This window comes from Glaciimonas sp. GG7 (genome assembly GCF_052976905.1).
Genome location: NZ_JBRIIQ010000009.1, coordinates 57691 through 75540, shown reverse-complemented (window position 1 = coordinate 75540; position 17850 = coordinate 57691). Strand labels below are relative to the sequence as shown.

The following is a 17850-nucleotide window of genomic DNA, read 5'->3' as shown; positions in this document are numbered from 1 at the left end:
AGGCATGTCACAGGAAGCGGTAACAGATACAAACGATACAAAACGTACCGATACTGTCGGCGACGACTTTGCCAAAGTCAACGCCACCTTTGGCGGCAATGTCGATGACCGTTTTCCGATCGATCGCGATCGCCGTGAAAACATGACGTTTATGGCTGCCAACTAGAAATAGCGGAAAGTAACGGCATCGCGGCCAAAGAGATAACCGCAACAACTGGCATTACGCTAGTCAAGCCGGTCATCAACGCGTTGCACATTCTGCGTTGCCTGACCAGGACAGGCGAGCCGGAATGCGCTGTCGATATCCCCCCGCCACCTCGGCATTCATCAAAGTACTTGCTTCAATATCTTGCCTACGCTGGTAACCGAAGATGTGGCCGCCTTCGATGCCATATCTAAGACCTACAGGTTTAGCCAAGCGCGTCGGACAGTTTGTCACACAAGGTCAACGTATCGAAGTCGTCAAGCCGATGATGCGTGATTTTGCCGCACGCTTTGAAGTCACGGTCACGCTGTGGCGACCTATAGATAGCGATCGGATCGTGCTGGTCAGCTCAGCGCTGAGTCCGACCAATCTGAGTATCGACATTACGGAACATAAACGCAGAAACTGTAAAGACCAGCACCCCCCCGTTGTGTCATGGATCGGAGAAGCAGTCACGACGATATTAGTTCCGCAAACAAGTAGAGACATAATAAAAAAATCGTGACACAAATGTGCATCACGATTTTTTTATGCGTTGTTAATTAATATTGACTATAAATTAATTATTTAAAACTTTATTTATATACAAAATAGATATTTTTTTTGTGGTAATTGTATTGCCAAAATTGATGAAATGTTGTCAACGAATGAGGATTAGCGTAAATATTTTATAGAGAGCGTAGATAAATTAATTGACGTATTTTATTATTCACTTGAGTTAAAAAAATAGTACCAGTTTCTAGACTTGTAGGTTCCAATGATATTCCTTGAGATGTTATTTCATACTTGGTTTGTTTTAATATTTCATTATATTCAGCATACAAATTTTGATATTGATCTGAAAGACTTAAAAATGTATTTTTTAATTCAGTAGTTACCTTAAGTAACTCTGGCCATGACATCGAATCATCTACGGTGTCCATCTCTTCACAGCACTCTTCAATATTAAGTAATCGGGAGTTATTGAAAATATTTCTCTCATCTTTGGCAAGTTCTCGATGACTAGCAATATCTGTCCATTTTGAACTTAACACCGTTAAACGGTTTGTTATCTCTTGTATAAACGCTAGCGTTGTCGGTGTCTTGGGCCAAGTCGTTGACGGTTTTTGATAGATATTTGGAAGCCCTGTTTCTTGTATAGTGTCGTGTAACAAAGAGCGAAGTTCATTATCCTTTCCCTTTTCGGTTGAGCCTATTAGCCCTCTGCACGTCTTAAGTAATAACGACATCTCGGAAGTTAATAGTTCTATATTTTCTATCGTCAAATCAGTACTCACACCATTTCCGGTACCTTTTAAATTCTCAACAAAATGTATGTCATTAGAATTTTGAAGTGGATCGTACAGACTGTGCTGCCACTCGAAATGCATATTACAGGCAGATGTTAAAGAACTTACATCTCCCGGCTTTGGTACAGGATATGGATCTACCGCAACAAAATTTCCTGAAGTGAATAAAGAAGATGAATTGACTCTTTCCATAAGTTTCTCCAATAAATATTTATTATCAAGATGAATGAAATTTAATTACACTTCGTGTAACACAAGATCCAGTCTGTCGATTAAGGTTTAATAGAAAAAAATCAGTAAGTCCGTAAAACTGTTTATATATTATTGTCTCCTTCTTGCCGTACAGTCATACTGCCTGCCTCGGGGTGCGTGGTCTAAACAGTTATGCGGATTTACTTCGCATCCCAATAACGTTAGTTGTCCGTTAAACGGGATATCAGGGTGATGTTAGTGGGCTTACATCAACTGTGGTTAATTCTGTAATTGTATTATTTAATATTTTATTTAATATGGTTTCAAATTCAATTAATTTATATTAATTATTTAATTATTTAATGTGTAATTAATTATGTGAATACTTCTGTTATTAATATTTAATTTAATATTTTTTGCTAAATCACATTTCGTTGAATAAAATTTATCAAATAAATTATAATCACCATTTTCACAAAACAATAATTGATACTTGTTAATTAACTCATTATTTATAGATTTCAGTTTTATTAATTGAGGTAAAATATTTTTTTGTTTTTCAATCATTATTTTATTATCTTTATCGAAAACGGTCTTATATACGTTGATTGCAGAGAACTCCTCACCTTGCGTGAACGAAACTGATTGTATTTTATCTTGTGTTTCAAATACTCGAACAGCGTTACGTACATTATTGCCAAAATTATTACTTTTAAAAAAATACCCGTTTTTGTGCAAACTGCAGTCTCTCAATCGCACTATTATCAACACATTTTAAAGTTAATATACATTTTGAATCTATAAAGCTTGATATTATTTTTTTGATGCTAATTAAGGAGCTAAAGTAGGATAACGAACGGGGCAAGAAATAATGTCAAGCATAAAATACTTTCTAATAAATAATTTTTATTTTAAAAATTAAAAGCATGATAAAAATGTGATTTCATCCATGATGGATCATACTAAGACTATCAGCTGACCTGATAGACGAATAAATATTTCTTTTTAAAAAAGAGCGTAGTGTGGGCAAACGGTTTCTATTTAGCTATAAAAAATAGCCCATCTCTTTACGATCTGATGAGATATAAGGCCTGGCCGGACTGTTCTCGTTGCACCACCTATTTGTGAACGATTAATAATTTTTGAAAAATATGTGATTGTGGAGGACTTATTGGCCGCAGGCGCACCGGTATCCGTCCATTGGATTGCAGACCGTCAAAGTCCCCGACAAATTTTGCACTTTGGGACAGAGGCGCAAAAGCAGCATTATTTGCCGGCGATCTGTCGCCGCGATAGTTATTTCTGTATTGGGGGTGGTGTGCACATAGCTGCAAAAACCGCCACGTAATTTCCTGGGTGGCGATTTACCCATTTTATTTTGATGAATGTAGGGCCAGCAGACGGGAAACGGTTGCCGGATGGATTTTGAACAAACGAGCGGTCTCAGCAGCCGTTTTCTGACCGGAAGTCACCATCGCGACAATTTCTTGCATACGGCCTTGCTTGCGTGCCGACTCCAATCCTGCTTTGGTACGCTCCCGGATCATCGACCGTTCAAACTCTCCAAACGATCCGATCATCTGCATCATCATGCGTCCGGCCGGTGTCGTGGTGTCGATTGCTTCGGTCAGGCTGCGAAATCCAGCACCGAGCTGGTCGATCCGCTCCATGATAGTTAGCAAGTCCTTTAACGAATGCGATAGGGGATCAAGTTTCGACACCACCAACACATCGCCGGTACGCAGTTGATCCAGCGCGTGGGCCAGTTGCGGACGATCCCATCGGCCACCGGAGGCAGTTTCAGGAAATATCTTTTCGCACCCTGCATGTTTGAGCGCAGATTCCTGGATGACGGTTTTCTGTTCGTCAGTCGAGACGCGAGCGTATCCGATGAGCATAATCGTTGCACAAACCTATTGCATTAATATTTCATTATTCAACAGGTTTATGTAGCATGGGAAGCCCCACACGATAGTGATCCTCGCCGTGTTGCGACTTCCAGGTTAAAACATGGTTATTTCACATCAAGCATAGCAATCAGTTCATTCACTGCGCGAGTTATTCCAGCAAACATATCGAGATCAACTTTTGTCACGGCTACAAATATACCTATTTGGCGACCAGGTGCGAGCGCCATATAACTCATGAAACCAGCACCACCACCAGTTTTTTGAAGTATAGCGGGCGAATTTTCCATTGGAGTCAGCTGCACCCAACCCAATCCTAAGCCACTTGCCTTGCCAGCGAGATCTAGCCCTTCGATTGAGGTCAACGTCTGTCTTTGAAAATAGATGGCTTGTGCAATGGCACGTTGTGTGGCGGATTCGCTTTGCTTGATGCCTAGTAAATGTTGCATCCAAACGCCCATATCAGCCGCTGTCGAATACATGCCACCACTACCTGCCGTTGCTCGGGTATCCGCACATGATCCAGCTGGATCAATGCCAATACCGATCATCAACCGATTGCATTGTTCAATAGTAGGTGTCGCGGTTGTATCGTGCATACGCAACGGCGCGGTTACTTTCTCCAGCAATAACTGGTCATAAGGCTTATTCCCAGCAATCGAGATCGCATCCGCCAATAAGTCGTAAGCTATATTGGAATAGAGCGCAGTACGGCCAGTGGGGACGAAAGCTTGTTTGCTTAGCCAGTCCCAGCGCACAGTCTTATCAGGCCAAGTAAATGGAATAGTTTGATTCGGTGCTTTGACACCGACAGACCGAGGTAAACCACTGGTATGTGTAGCAAGGCTAAGTAATGTAATGGAAGGGCTTCCCTCCGAATCAAGCACTTTGTAACGAAACGGCGCATATTTCTGAAGCGGATCGCTCAATTTCAACTTTCCCTCATCTACCAATTTCACTATGAGGTCTGTCGCGAGTACTTTCGAAATCGAGCCTACGCGCAGCAGAGAATCTGCATTGGGCTTTTGATGATTGCCTTTCTTGGTTTCTCCATAACCAGAAATAATTAACGCGTCACCGCGTACGACGGCAATCACCATTCCTGGTGCGCCACTATTTTCAAATATGGATGTCGATGCCGATGTGATGGTTCGCTCAAGCGGCAAAGCGGCAGCCATAACACTCGTTGAGATTGCTATGGCCGAAATAAAAATACCAGTATGAAGTTTAACTTTGGACATTCGCACCACATGTGCGTAAGTAAGAAAAATACGATTCACTACTTTCAACTCCTCTTTTTGGTTACAGGCGATTTTGCCTTTTTATTGATCTCTACGCCGACATCGCAAGATCGGGTTCTATGGGCAGCCGCTTACTCATATCCAGATCAAACCGGCCATACGGATTCACATGGCTATAAATCAGCGGCGACAGAGCTCTCAAATTTGCAGCGTTCATCCTGTTACGCCACTGCTTCTCCGATAGCACGCGCTGAATCATTAAGGTATTGACGTACACCAAACATAGCTGCAATAAGTGCAGCGACAATACCGATAATTCCTGATCGTCCAGTCGGTTGCTGGCAACCTCGCCATTCTTGCCATAAAAGATGAATCCATTGGCACTATTCCAGTTTTCCACGACGTTCAACCCTTCGTGAATCTCACGACGCAGTGAATCCGAATCGATATGCCGACATAAGAAAGTAGTTTTCAATATCTTGCCAAGCTCCGCCAATGCCTGGTAAGTCGGATGTTGCAGGTTGCCACGCGTAAAGCGGCGAAGAATGGCTTCTGCTTCTACTGTGCCCAAGTGCAACGCGGTCGCGTATTTGATCATTTCATCGTACTGCTGGCGGATCAAATCCCATTTATTTGGGCGCGTCAGAATGTCTGTGAGATTGGAATAATTGCCGGCGCTGTCCACTTCTCGCAAGTACAATTTTTGCGAAGCGACGGCTTTCAGACGTGGTAACAAATCAAAACCGAGCAGATGACAAAAAGCGAAGCCGATTTCGCTCTGCCCGTGGCTGTCTGTATAGCTTTTCTGAATATCCATGTCGGTATCGTGCCGTAATACGCCTTCGATCATGGCCGACATTTCGGAGGAGGAGCATCGTTTTAGTTGCGAATAGATGCACACTGACTTGTTCTCGACATGCCAGTAGATCATCACGCCGCGACCACCGTAACGAATATGCCACTTGGTCATCAAATTCTGATCCCAGAAGCCGAATTTCTTGGAGTCCGAGGCGCAGGTGGTCGTGCCTTGACCCCATATTTCAGGAAGACGCACAGCGAACGTCGCATTGGCTACCTGGGAAATCGCGACCCGCAATATGTTTTTTTGGATGAAACTTTAGTATTAAAAATGAATGCGGGAGGTCACTAGATTTCCGCATTCATCATTTTATTGAATCTGTACCTTATAAGTTACCTGACCAGATTTTCCAGGAGGGAGTTCTCCGGTGAACTCCCATTTAAGCGCCCTCGTTCCCATGACTAAAGGTGAACAACGCAATCCATCAGGCATCACACCACATTCAGGCATCCCTTGCAAGCGCGTGTAAGGAGCAATGTTATCGGTGATCTCGCGCATGGTCAGGTGTTGTTCTGAACGATTGCGAAAGATGATGGTGTAGCTCAGATCCTCACCCGGTACGGCGCTGTCTTTATCGACCTTTTTTTCAAATCGCAATGCCCCTTGCTCTGGCATGACCGTAAAACGGTCTGTTTGTGTCAGTGCAATTGGCCCGGTTAATCCGTCTGCAGTGGCATTGATTTGGTTCTCGATATTTTGTCCGCTGGCATTGGCTGCGATGACCAGCGGTATATCGATGGTCAGCGATTGCCCGGCACAGAGCTTGCCACCGGCTGCCAGCAGGTTTTTACGACCGGGGTCACCCCATGTCGGATCGAGTGTAGCGCGCACCGTGGGTGCGCTATTGACTAGTGTAAGAGGCGTATTGGCCTGCTTTTGTAACTGGGGTGGCAGCGCGTAACTCAAATGGATGTTGGTCGCACAGGCAGAGTCTGCGCCCACCGCCAGCGTTAAACGATAGACCAGCGTTTCGTTGACAAACCATGCGTGGCGCGGAGTTTGCAACTGCTTCACGCTCAGGGTTAATTTCGGTATCGGTGAAATCGCTGTGGCCTCTGTTGCCATACTGATGTTGCCAGCCCGGTCGCTGGCCGTTACTGAAAATGTCATCGCGCTACTCGTTGGGAAAACCCCCGCTGCAAAAGTAGATGAAAAATTTACCGCACCGCCGACACCTGTGCCACTGGCGTCCACCGTGCGCTGACCGTCTCCACCAGTTTTCCAGCGCAATACGATCGCACCCTTACCATCGCCCTGCGCACCCAGCCCTGATGCATCATCGCTGACCGTGCCACTGACTGTGAGACTGCCATCGGTCTGCCATTGGGCGCTGGCGATTGTTATCTCTGGCGCTTTGCCGTCGTAGCGCAACGGCAGCCCGATGCCATTGGCCTGACCATTCGTAGTGGAATACGTTTCGACACCGTGTATGTCCTTAGCTAACACAACAATGTCGATGTCTTTTTTCAACAGAGGTTGGTTATATTCCACATCATCAAAGCGGTAAGCGTTATGCGTTGCGTGACACGTTTCTCGGCTAGTGCAAAGGTGATGCCAGGAACCGTAGTCGCCGCTGCCACTTTGACGTTGCCCGATGCTCACGGAGACGATGTCAGCAGCAGCCGTCGCCGTGCCGCTGACGTTGATTTTTTGACCGTTGTGCCAACTGTTCGATACTGGTTTAGTCAGGATCACGACAGGTTTGCTGACGGTTACGGTGTGTTGGTGATTGTCTGCGTAGCCAAGCACATTGCCAGCGTTATCGGTGGCTTTGACCTGTAGCGTGAGCTGTTCCCTATTTTTGCTTATTGCCGGTATAGCGATGTCGGCCGTATAGCGGTCTCCGCTCCCATTGATCATCAACGCATCGCTCGACCAATTGCCGTTACCTGTTTTCCAGCGCAATTTAACTGTCGCCGGATCGACACGACTGAGCGCATCGCTGACGTCCACTTTGACCGTAAATGGTTTGCCCGGACTGGCGTGACCGACCATCGGGTCTGCGCCTGTGGCCCACGCAATGCTCGGTGGCGTTGTATCAATTTTAAAGTCACGTTCAGCCGACAAGGTTTTCAGGCCATCGCGCTCAACCGTAAATCTTACCGAGTAAATTTTGCCGTTTTCCCAGAGTTTGCTGGGCTCGATAGAGACGTCCTTAAAAATATCTTCAGCGTCAAGTGTTACCGCGTGACTAACAGGGTCCGACCAGGTTCCGCCCTTGACCGTCGAGGATACGTAAACTGTCGCTACGCCGGGTACGGTCTTTCCGCTGATGGTGATGGGAGCGGCAGAGGGCTTGTGCCAACTACCGTCTGCCGGAGTGATCCAGGTCGGCGCAGGCGGTTTTTCACGCGGCACTTTAAACAACCGTGTAGCTGACCATTCAGACGGGAGATCATCGCGCAGAACACGGAATTGCACCTCATAATTGCTACCCTTGAGCCACATCTTGCTGGCCGCAATCGGGACGTCTGTGACGCGATTGTTAGTGTCAGCGGCCTTGGTGTAGGTTTCGTCGGCGGACCAATTGCCGCCAACTACCCGGCTCCGTACGGCGACCTTAGTGACGCCTATGACGGTCTGTCCATTAAAGGTTAAGGCACTGCTGGCAGATGGCTGCTGCCAACTACCGTCTGCCGGAGTGATCCAGGTCGGGGTATCCGGCGTTGGGCGTGGTACATAAAACTGATACTCATTCGATGTGGGAGAAGTCAAATTATTGCGCATAGCAGCGAATCGAATGGCGTAAATTTTCCCTTGTTCCCATGTTTTACTAGCCTCAATGACAAGATCATCGACAATGCCCTCATCATTCACCGATACCGGAATTCCCTCAAATCCTGACCAACTTCCATCAACTTTTATGTCTAGATAGATTCGATTAACATCGGTTTCAGTCTGTACGCTAATGATTAAGGGATTGTCTCTGGATGCTTCCCACTCTGCCTCAAGAGGGCTGATCAATGTCGGCTTACCGAGCGCACCGCGTGGGACGTTAAATTTCCGTGTAACCGAAAAAACAGACCACTTGCCATTCGCGTAGACATCGAACTTAACTTCGTAACTTTTGCCAGCCTCCCATGTCTTGCTGATATTTACCGGAACATTACTGAAAATACCATCAGAACCAACGGTCACACTGTGATTCTCAGTTTGTGACCAATTGTCCTTCCCATCAATACTAGCCGTTACGCTCACAGTAGTTACACCGGGGATGGTCTTTCCGCTGATTTGTAAGGGTGTCGAAGATGGCTGATACGACGTGCCATCCCCTGGACTGATCCAGGTCGGCCGGGGTGGCCTTTCGTGTGGCACGTTAAACCGACGACTGATTGACCAGGGAGATCGATCGCTGGCCCCCCGCTTAACATCAAATTGGACTTCATAACTTTTACCTGTTTCCCATGAAGTACTTGAATAAAACGAAGCATTACTAAAAGCGCCGCTAGTATTAACTAAAACGGCAGTACCCGTCCCTTCTTCTTGCCACTCGCCAATATTCGGGGAAACAACACGTGACCTGAAGAAGACTCTGTCAACGCCAGAGATAGTTTGTCCGCTGATTTTTAAAGCGCCCGAAGATGGCTGATATTCAGTATTGTTCCCAGGGCTAACCCAAGTCGGCTGGGCCGGTTTATCGGGCGGCAATGTGACCTGCGTGCTGCTAAGAGAAAGCCACTGAGTCCCTTTGTAGGCATAGGCTTGAAGGTTACTTATCCCCCCCGGTAAATTTTCAAGAATAAAATCATATTCACTGAATTTGTCATTGGCAGTGAAGTTTTTTACGGTCTTAAAATGACTGCCATTTCGATAAATATGAAGCTCATCGGCACCACCTTGAATATTGCCTTTAGTGCGTACCCGACCATTCTGGACCCAAGCCTGGAAACTCCCGCCCAGCACACGTACCTTTACCTCTTTTGCCATTGTTTTGTGTTTGTTGTTGTAAAAGACGTAAAGACGCACTGTGTGCTCCCCCGGGATCAGATTATTCAATCTGATTGAACCGTCGGCCAAAACGGTTTTACTATATGAATCTCCGTCTTTGTCCAATATCTCCACGTCGCCATTTGCGCCGTTACCTTTGGTAACGGTAAGCGTGACCCTCCCTCTTACCTCGTTATCCGGTTTAACGGAGGTGATGTCACCACTGAGGGAGCGAACTTGAATCTCTTTTTGTACTGTATCTTTTCCGCCAGAATGCGGATTGACATAACCCGCCAATCTAAATTTTTTACCCGGAGAAAAATGGAGGCCATCGGCTATATTAAGCAGAATGAATTGCTCATCGCCATTACTGTTAATAGGGAAATATGCTGAGGAGCCGCGACATTCCCAACCCTGCCAGCCATCTTTCCATAGCGTGACATAGTTATTGCCAGATAAGTCCGTGTGATAAATCTCACAATCTTTGAGCCCAAAATCACCAGTATGCTTAATGTGCACCGCTACTTTTATCGTGTCCCCGATATTGACCGCATCAGGGATGGACGCGGCACTGTGCCAGTAAGCGTTTGCTGCATACCCAAACAATGGCATGAGCAGTCCAAAACCTGACAGTACAAAACAGCACACATTGTATTTTGCACGAGCGGCTAACGATTTTCTTACCAGGCTCTTAACGCACTGTTGTGGCAAGTCAAAACAACCATCGCTGGCGCGCAAAGATGGTCTGTTGAAGTAAAAAAAATTGCGTATCAAACTCCATTGCACCCGGCACAGCACGCGCAAGCCATTCATCCGTGAAAGTAACGTCTTCTTTACTCTCCGGTGAGCGCTTGCGTCGCAAATCGACGCTAAAAAACCGCACTTCATCAATACAAACAACAATAAAAATTGCATCAATATCATAGTGTTATCTCGTCTATTTAAAAACGTTCTAAGGTTGGAAATTGTGTTTATAGAGCTTGAGTCTGAGGTGTAGATATATGCTCTGTGGTGCTGATGCATTTATAGAATGTTGGAATGGATCAGGCGAAAGGGACTTACTTATGAATATCTGGTAACCAAATCAAGCTGCGAATATTGACATTGCATCCTGCGATACGAAATACAAAATCGCCCAAAAGTCGACTTGTGGTCGAACTTAAAGCAAGACCTGGTGTCCCGAGCGCGCTGCATTCGCTGGTCAGACAAGGATGGTTTAGCAGGATGAGTGTGGGATAAAAATATAACGGCGTATTTCGCCAGAGATGTTTTGTGAAGTACGCGAGGTGTTATCTCAGATGTACACGCTGTTAAGCGTAAGTGTGAGTATCAGCGGCTACCGGGGATAGGCAGCGCGTAAAACTGCAGGATGATCCACGGATGCCAGATCAATTGTTGAGTAATCAGACAAGGTGGCCTTACTGCTATCGGGTCGTGTTAGCGGAATGTGGGTCAGCGTTTGTTTATCGCTCATAGTATTTTCTCTTTGTAGGTCAGAGTTCAGCAAAAACGCAGCGTAACGCAATGTAGCGTGCTGCAGGGGACTGAAATGTGGGTCAAGATAAGCAATGTCTGCTTCAGTGGCGTCACCGGACTTAGGCGCTCATTGGCAGACTTTACAGGTTGACGAAGCAAGAAAAAGTGACCAGCTGTCGGGCCGCCCCTGACAAGCATCAACGGGGAACTAACCTCCTCAATTACTAATAAAACGATAAAACCCCATTTTTAGCCCGGCGCCACAACCATCCCTTGAATCATCGCCACAACCCGCACCGGCAACAACGGTTTACCCGCAGCGGTAGGCACCAACAACTCGCTAAGTATGTAGCGCACCAACATTTCACAAGCCAGATCACGGTCTATCTCAGCCCCAAGCCGAACATCCCAGGCATCAAATACAATCTCCAGAACCGACTTAAACCGCACAATCGCATCATCAAACATACGTTGAAAAAATCCAAACGCGTACTCCGGCGCCACCGCTAACAAACGATGAACCTTATCCTGCTTGAGAAACTGATCCAGATGCGTGACTACAGCATTAAAACGCGCATCAGGATCGCTGTAAGGAGCTGCAGCACCAATAAGTGCCTGATGAAATTGAACACGCTGATGCTGCGTAAACGCATCCAGCAAAGCCTCCTGCGAGGAAAAGTAACGGTAAAAAGTTCCACGTGAAATCTCCGCCACTCCGCACACCGCGAGGATAGAAATACGCTCCACCCCGGAGGTAAGAATAACCTCTTCGGCAGCAGCAATAATCTGCCCGATAGTGATCTCGGAACGACGATTTCGCCCGGGTTCTGGCATCAGTTCGTCTGCTGAGATGCTCATCTCAGCACCCTTTTTGCTTCCCATCGCTGGCTTTACAGCCATAGCCGTGGGTAAACTTTGCGCGTACGCGGCATTGCCAATACTACTGATGAGCTTGCCGATACGTTGCGGTATCTGCTGACGATCGCCCTCAGCCTGCACCAGCAACTCACTAAGAACATAACGGATCAACATTTCGCAGATCAACTCGCGGTCGAGCCGCACGCCCAGACGGTCATCCCAAGTATTAAAAACAATCTTTAACGCGTCTTGAAAGCGCCCGATCGAATCTATGAAAACATGCTGGAAAAACCCGAACGCGTATTTCGGCGCAACTTGCAACAACCTCCGACCCTTGGTGCCATTCAGAAAACGATCGAGATATGCAATCAATGCAGCAAAACGCTCATCCGGATCGTCGTAGGGTTTGGTGGCGTTAATCAGCGCTTGATGAAAGACGCCGCGCTTATGCTGTGTAAAGGCTTCTAACAAATCATCTTGAGATGAAAAATAACGATAAAACGTACCGCGTGAAATACCGGCAACTTCACACACGGAGAGAATAGAAACACGGTCCACGCCCGACTCAAGAATAACCTGTTCGGTTGCGGCCAAAATCTGGTCGATCGTTTTTTCAGAGCGCCGATTGCGGCCTAGTTCCCGCTCCGATTGTGCATCGGCGTCGCTCGTAGCAACTTCAGCGGCCTCGCTACGATGGCGTGCTGCTAACGGCGGTAATACAGGATTGCTCCCGCGTGAAATCGTGCCGGTTAATTGCGCAATCCATGCCAACAACTGGCGTCGATCACCTTTGCGCGGGACCAATAGTTCGCTCAACACATAACGAATCAGCATTTCACAGACCAACTCACGATCAATTCGAATCCCTAGTTTGGCGTCCCAGGCGTCAAACACAATATCGAGCACTTCCTGAAACTGCTCCACCGAATCATGAAAAATACGGTTGAAGAAACCGAGTGCAAATTCAGGCGCAACTTCCAGCAAACGCCGCGCCTTGCTGTGCTTGAGGTAATTGTCAAGATAGGAAATCAACGCATTGAAGCGGGCTTCCGGCGTCAGATAAGGCGCCGTTGCGGCATGTAGCGCAAGATGAAATCTGGCCCGTTTGTGTTTCAAGAAAGCATCTAGCAATTCTTCTTGAGATGAAAAATACCGGTAGAACGTCCCGCGTGAAATACCGGCGACTTCGCACACATTCTGAATGGCAACCCGGTCTACGCCCGACTCCAGGATCACTTGCTCGGCAGCGGCAAGAATCTGATCGATGGTTTCTCCAGAGCGCTTGTTACGGCCCGGTGCACGCATAGCTACTGCAGCCACTGCCGCGATGTCATGGTTGATTTCTGTTGAAGATGGTGGTTTTTTATGCGGACGTTGTTGCAGAATTGATCCAGCCGAGACGGTTGAAGCAGCAGATGCACCTACCGTAGGCAACGTAGGCAAGTTCGGCGACTTGCGCTCACGGTTATTCATGACCGACTCCGTTCTGTTGCTTGTTTTTGAGTGAAAAATATATTGAAAACCTCTGATGAACGGGATATTGGCACAGTCGAACCGATTATTCTAGCTGACACGCTACTAAATTCCACCTTAGCGTTCTCTTCTCAATTCAAAATAATATTAATCAATTGCCTCTGTCTGAGGCATGATTTGGAGAAGAAAACATGACCAAAATGGGATCGACCGATAGTGATATTGCTATTTGATCTGTGGGCGAACAAGACACCGTCATAGCAGCACTTTGGCGCGCCGTTGTCGCACATCCTGAGCGTGTTCTGCTCGCGTGGGTGCTGCGTAGTTGTATGACGGATTTTCTATTCTGACTATGAGTGCCGGGACTGTGCGGGCGCGGCGAAAGCGGTGCCTTCGTTGAAGGTGGACAACGCATTGCGCGTGATGTCGTAATGCCCATTAATACCAATGGCGGCCAGCTCTCCGGCGGACGCAGGCGTGAGCTTGGGTATGTGCATCAAGCGTGTTTGCAGTTGTGGGGTCGGGCTGGGGAACGACAAGTTACGCCGCATCAGGTTGCGGTGACGGCTGCTAGGAGTGCGCCGTTGGGGGGGGAGTTTGTTGTTGGTGCAGGATTGAGGACTGGGGCTATGTCGACAGAAATAGCCCATGTTGTAACAGTTGATGTAGATCAGATCACACCAACCAGCAATAACAACGCTTTATGTATGGACTTCATTCTGCTGTCATCAAGATAACCAAAGGGTTCACTGATTTTGTTACGCGGCATGGTCAAAAGTTTGTCCACCATCACTTGGGAAAGCGCTCTCAGTCCATTTGAGGGATTGGGTTCGATAGTCACCCGAAATACAGCATTTTTCAGCTCGCTTGTGACAGGACGCAGCATGGCACTCTCCAAATCGTTTAACAGATTTGATTGAATGATGAAAGTTGGCCTTGTTTTGCCATAGTCTCCTTGCAGAGAGAGGGTCACAACTATGTCAATCGTTTCGAACCACTCAAGGTATCAACTATTGCTCCGGCCCTGTGATGTCTGCATGTTTTCGCTCTCCCTATGGCAAAACCACCATCTTCGTCGGCATGCCGATCTCCTGCAAAAACCGTTCAGTTTCCGGCCACCAAATTTCCACGCCATCACGACTGCTGCTCATGCCATGAGAGTCGTTTTTAAAAGTGCCATAGGCAATTAACTTTGCATGTCCACCTGCGTTGGTATAAGCGGTATACATTTTTTGCACCAACTCAGGATTGAAGTAACTATCGTTCGCCCCATAAAACCAGAGACTAGGCAGCGTCGTCTTAGCGCCAAAGTCAGCAAAGGCATCAATCAGCGAAGACTTCCAAGAACAATCATCAAGAAGTAACCCGCCGGCAAAATCGATCAAACCTTTGACCCCCGGAAAATTGCGCTCTCCAAAGGCCATCGTCGTTAAACCACCGTGGGACTGACCCGCAATCAAAATCCTGCTCTTATCGGCCCAAGGCTGGCTAAGCGCATACTCCAAGCCACTTTGTAAATCATCTGCCTGCGCACGGCCATTGCCTGCGATATTGCAGCCACCACGCAGATATTGCCCGGTGGATTGAGAAAACCCTTTTCGCATCGGGATCACAACCGCGTAGCCACGTTTGACAAACTCACCACTGATGACCAGATAGCGCGCTCGTGGCTGAAAATGCGTGTTACCAGGAGCCTTGCCATGGTTCATGATCAACAACGGGAAAGGGCCGTCTCCAGCCGGTTTAAAAATCGTCGTTTCTAGCTTGTATCCGAAAAATCCAGAGCCAACTGGCACCATCACAATCTGTTCATTTAATGCCGTGTCGAGTTCAGATGCTTGTGCCATGCTGATGCTGCTCAGAACGCTTAGTAGCAGCATCAAAAAACCAACTACGCACCACTTTTTATGATTGTTTATCAATGTTATTCCCAAGAAAAATGGAAGGATACAGTCAAATTACTAAAACAACATCAACCAAAATACGACTTACTACTACATTGAAAAGGCGGACTGTAAAAGTCCGCTTTTTCAGTAAAGCGACCCGCGCAGAAGTTAGTTATTCGATGCAATCTTATTGCCTGATCAAAAAATACGCACTACCGATTAGCCAATTCCCAAGCCTTCAGATCAAACCCTTCAGTGCCAGCTTCCTGCGGCGTCAACATCGGCGACCGGGCCAGAATCTTACGCGCAGCCATATGATCGGCAGGCCGATTCAAGGTCTCAACCCTGACCAACTGGTTACGACTAAAACACAGCACCGTCATTTGCATAGCCTGGGCTGATCCGAGGATCACTTTCTCATCGACGCCATCATGCAAGCCCACCATTTGCAGCTTTAAATCACGCTGATCAGTCCAAAACCACGGTAATGCAGAGTACGGAGCAGGTTTGCCGACTAAGCGGGCCGCAACAGTGCGCGCCTGATCCATCGCGTTTTGCACCGACTCCAACCGGATATGCCGATCCACAAAATGACTAGGAAAACAGGCCGCGTCGCCAATGGCCGAGATTGCCGGGTCCAGCGTCAGCAGATGAGCATCGACCTTGATACCGTTATCGATATCCAGACCGGCTTCTGCTGCCAGCTTGACGTTAGGAACGACGCCGATGCCAAATACGACTAAATCAGCATGAAGCATCCGACCGTCCGTGATTTCCACTCCCGTCACTTTGCCATCTACACCCACGATCTGCGTCAAGCCCTGATGGAAATCCAAATGCACGCCCCACGACTCGTGCGCCTCGCGGAAGACTTGCGACATCTCAACGGAGACCGCGCGCGCCATTGGCCGGTCGCCCAGCTCCAACACGTGCACCGACGCGCCCTGCGCCGAAGCCACAGCTGCAAACTCCAGCCCGATAAAGCCAGCGCCAACCACAATCACATTACGCGCCCCTTTCATCTGCGGCATTAACGCATCGGCATCGGCCAATGTTTTCAGGCCGAAGACACCATCCAAATCTGTACCCGGAATCGGCAGCACGCGATTGTGTGCGCCCACCGCCAGCACCAGATGGTCGTAAGCAATCGGTTCGCCCGAGGCCATCGTCACGCGGCGGTTGGTCCGATCAATCGCAGTAACGGCATCATTGACCAGAGTAATATTTTGCTCGGCATAATATTCGGCGGTACGGAAACGCAAGTTGGCAGGACCAATCTTGCCCTGCAAATAGGCCTTCGATAATGGCGGGCGCTGATATGGCAGGCTGGCCTCTTCGCCGATCAAGGTGACTGCGCCCTTGAAACCCTCTTGACGCAATGAAGCAGCAACCTGATAACCGGCCTGACCGGCCCCGACGATGACGACAGATACAACAGACATATATTTCCTTAAAGAATGAGCGACCAAGCGTGAGCCGTAGCAACGGCCCAATCGCAAAACAAGCAGTGCAATAACTCAACAGAGCGACGTAAGAACCCGTCATCTTGAACATTGCGCCAAACAATAACGGCGAGTCAGCCGCCCCGGCAGTAATTCAGCCAAGATGCAGTCCAAACAACCGACCATAATCGCGCAAGCCAAAATAGCGGGAAACCAGAAAAGTCGCAAGGTCAAACTCAGCGCCAGCAACGGCAGCCACACCCGAGGCCCACAGACGATCAACCAGAATGACGATGCCGAGGATAGCTTGTCGGGATACGGGCAGACGGCGACGATGGAGCAGTGCTTGCCGTCTGTATCGACTACAGCTAGCGTTTTGTCGAAGGGTAACTTTAGGGCTTTGATTTGCGGGCTAAGCGTATCAGCCTGTGCGACTTGCAGCGCGTATTGTCCTGTGGCTGGCAGCTGCAAGGTTTCTGCCCGGATGTGAAAGGTTGCGGCAGCCTCCTGAGGATGCAATGCCCTTGAATCCGGCTTGGGCCATGCTGGCAGCGTAGTCTTGATCCGCCTATTTTCAGCAGGATTGCTTTAATGATGTCGGTTAGCGAATATCATATAAAGAAAAGATGTCAGAAATTCTACGATTTCCTACTTTTCCTGACATATTTACCCTGCTACCCGACTACTTACACTTACATCAAGGAATAACGTCCATGCCAATGTTGACTAAACGCCAGATTCATCCGAAAAAATTGCTGCATAGCAAATGGACGGCTGTGCTGCCTGCTAACAAGGAAAAGCATTTTCTTGTGACGGAGGTAATACCGCCGGAGCCGGGGTCGACCGAAATTGATGTCATTGAGATGGAAGCTGTGCATTCCGGGCGTCGCTTTGCTTTGCGCTGGCGCGAACTGGCAGATGACCGGCAATGGTTGCAAGGTTGGCAGTGACCTCAAGGTAGTGATATCACATCTTTATTAATTGACTGTCTGAATAGACGCCACGCAATCTGATAATGTGACATTTCTGACAGCGCAATTGTTGCCGTAACGATACTTACGTACGGATGCTAAGCACCGTAGATTGAGCACTTCT

General features: G+C 47.7%; 14 protein-coding genes and 2 pseudogenes. 4 read left to right on the top strand and 12 right to left on the bottom strand.

From position 1 onward, the window contains the following. Positions 1-386 precede the first annotated feature (386 nt). Positions 387-710 carry a hypothetical protein gene (locus ACVBEF_RS04415; RefSeq protein WP_447122736.1) on the top strand — a complete coding sequence of 108 codons (324 nt, stop codon included), beginning with the start codon at positions 387-389 and terminating at the stop codon, positions 708-710. A 163-nt stretch (positions 711-873) separates the two neighbouring features. Here the strand turns inward: ACVBEF_RS04415 and ACVBEF_RS04410 are convergent, their stop codons facing one another. Further along, a complete protein-coding gene (locus ACVBEF_RS04410) occupies positions 874-1686 on the bottom strand; it encodes a hypothetical protein (RefSeq protein ID WP_447122735.1) in 813 nt (270 codons plus the stop codon). Between the two features lie 1120 nt (positions 1687-2806). On the opposite strand from ACVBEF_RS04410, the pseudogene ACVBEF_RS04405 reads away from it, so the two are divergent. Next, positions 2807-2998 (top strand): annotated as a pseudogene (locus ACVBEF_RS04405) (acyl-CoA dehydrogenase family protein); the annotation flags it as partial. Between the two features lie 61 nt (positions 2999-3059). Here ACVBEF_RS04405 and ACVBEF_RS04400 read toward each other — a convergent pair. The 7 genes and pseudogenes from ACVBEF_RS04400 to ACVBEF_RS04370 form a co-directional block, all read right to left on the bottom strand. Beyond that, on the bottom strand, positions 3060-3584 hold the full coding sequence (locus tag ACVBEF_RS04400; protein ID WP_447122734.1) for a recombinase family protein: 525 nt from the start codon (positions 3582-3584) through the stop codon (positions 3060-3062). Between the two features lie 116 nt (positions 3585-3700). Beyond that, the gene (gene ampH / locus ACVBEF_RS04395; RefSeq protein WP_447122733.1) at positions 3701-4834 is read right to left on the bottom strand and encodes a D-alanyl-D-alanine-carboxypeptidase/endopeptidase AmpH; all 1134 of its coding nucleotides are present in this window, start codon (positions 4832-4834) and stop codon (positions 3701-3703) included. A gap of 91 nt (positions 4835-4925) precedes the next feature. Then, positions 4926-5948: pseudogene (locus ACVBEF_RS04390) on the bottom strand (transposase); the annotation flags it as partial. 54 nt (positions 5949-6002) lie between these two features. Then, positions 6003-10232, bottom strand: coding sequence for a hypothetical protein (locus ACVBEF_RS04385; protein ID WP_447122732.1), 4230 nt, complete (start codon positions 10230-10232; stop codon positions 6003-6005). Between the two features lie 100 nt (positions 10233-10332). Beyond that, positions 10333-10503 carry a hypothetical protein gene (locus ACVBEF_RS04380; RefSeq protein ID WP_447122731.1) on the bottom strand — a complete coding sequence of 57 codons (171 nt, stop codon included), beginning with the start codon at positions 10501-10503 and terminating at the stop codon, positions 10333-10335. A 453-nt stretch (positions 10504-10956) separates the two neighbouring features. Next, the gene (locus tag ACVBEF_RS04375) at positions 10957-11094 is read right to left on the bottom strand and encodes a hypothetical protein (RefSeq protein WP_447122730.1); all 138 of its coding nucleotides are present in this window, start codon (positions 11092-11094) and stop codon (positions 10957-10959) included. Positions 11095-11345: 251 nt separating this feature from the next. Further along, positions 11346-13427: a TetR/AcrR family transcriptional regulator gene (locus ACVBEF_RS04370; RefSeq protein ID WP_447122729.1), complete on the bottom strand. Its 2082-nt coding sequence runs from the start codon at positions 13425-13427 to the stop codon at positions 11346-11348. Positions 13428-13783: 356 nt separating this feature from the next. Here ACVBEF_RS04370 and ACVBEF_RS04365 point away from each other — a divergent pair, with 356 nt between their 5' ends. Further along, positions 13784-14164 carry a thiolase C-terminal domain-containing protein gene (locus ACVBEF_RS04365; RefSeq protein WP_447122728.1) on the top strand — a complete coding sequence of 127 codons (381 nt, stop codon included), beginning with the start codon at positions 13784-13786 and terminating at the stop codon, positions 14162-14164. Here the strand turns inward: ACVBEF_RS04365 and ACVBEF_RS04360 are convergent. The 4 genes from ACVBEF_RS04360 to ACVBEF_RS04345 form a co-directional block, all read right to left on the bottom strand. Beyond that, positions 14098-14400: a type II toxin-antitoxin system PemK/MazF family toxin gene (locus ACVBEF_RS04360; RefSeq protein ID WP_447122727.1), complete on the bottom strand. Its 303-nt coding sequence runs from the start codon at positions 14398-14400 to the stop codon at positions 14098-14100. The genes ACVBEF_RS04365 and ACVBEF_RS04360 overlap by 67 nt on opposite strands. 79 nt (positions 14401-14479) lie before the next feature. Further along, the gene (locus ACVBEF_RS04355; protein WP_447122726.1) at positions 14480-15274 is read right to left on the bottom strand and encodes a dienelactone hydrolase family protein; all 795 of its coding nucleotides are present in this window, start codon (positions 15272-15274) and stop codon (positions 14480-14482) included. 251 nt (positions 15275-15525) lie between these two features. Then, entirely contained in the window at positions 15526-16755 is a 1230-nt protein-coding gene (locus ACVBEF_RS04350; RefSeq protein WP_447122725.1) for an NAD(P)/FAD-dependent oxidoreductase, read from the bottom strand. A 99-nt stretch (positions 16756-16854) separates the two neighbouring features. After that, positions 16855-17274, bottom strand: a complete 420-nt coding sequence (locus ACVBEF_RS04345) for a hypothetical protein (protein ID WP_447122724.1) — start codon at positions 17272-17274, stop codon at positions 16855-16857. A 194-nt stretch (positions 17275-17468) separates the two neighbouring features. On the opposite strand from ACVBEF_RS04345, the gene ACVBEF_RS04340 reads away from it, so the two are divergent. Next, positions 17469-17705 carry a TIGR02450 family Trp-rich protein gene (locus tag ACVBEF_RS04340; protein WP_447122723.1) on the top strand — a complete coding sequence of 79 codons (237 nt, stop codon included), beginning with the start codon at positions 17469-17471 and terminating at the stop codon, positions 17703-17705. The last annotated feature ends 145 nt before the right edge of the window (positions 17706-17850 follow it).

Bases quoted from the DNA above. Each gene is read 5' to 3' on its own strand.
- ACVBEF_RS04415 (WP_447122736.1), top strand. From the start codon at position 387: ATGCCATATCTAAGACCTACAGGTTTAGCCAAGCGCGTCGGACAGTTT.
- ACVBEF_RS04410 (WP_447122735.1), bottom strand. From the start codon at position 1,686: ATGGAAAGAGTCAATTCATCTTCTTTATTCACTTCAGGAAATTTTGTT.
- ACVBEF_RS04400 (WP_447122734.1), bottom strand. From the start codon at position 3,584: ATGCTCATCGGATACGCTCGCGTCTCGACTGACGAACAGAAAACCGTC.
- ampH (WP_447122733.1), bottom strand. From the start codon at position 4,834: ATGTCCAAAGTTAAACTTCATACTGGTATTTTTATTTCGGCCATAGCA.
- ACVBEF_RS04385 (WP_447122732.1), bottom strand. From the start codon at position 10,232: ATGCCATTGTTTGGGTATGCAGCAAACGCTTACTGGCACAGTGCCGCG.
- ACVBEF_RS04375 (WP_447122730.1), bottom strand. From the start codon at position 11,094: ATGAGCGATAAACAAACGCTGACCCACATTCCGCTAACACGACCCGAT.
- ACVBEF_RS04370 (WP_447122729.1), bottom strand. From the start codon at position 13,427: ATGAATAACCGTGAGCGCAAGTCGCCGAACTTGCCTACGTTGCCTACG.
- ACVBEF_RS04355 (WP_447122726.1), bottom strand. From the start codon at position 15,274: ATGGCACAAGCATCTGAACTCGACACGGCATTAAATGAACAGATTGTG.
- ACVBEF_RS04350 (WP_447122725.1), bottom strand. From the start codon at position 16,755: ATGTCTGTTGTATCTGTCGTCATCGTCGGGGCCGGTCAGGCCGGTTAT.
- ACVBEF_RS04340 (WP_447122723.1), top strand. From the start codon at position 17,469: ATGCCAATGTTGACTAAACGCCAGATTCATCCGAAAAAATTGCTGCAT.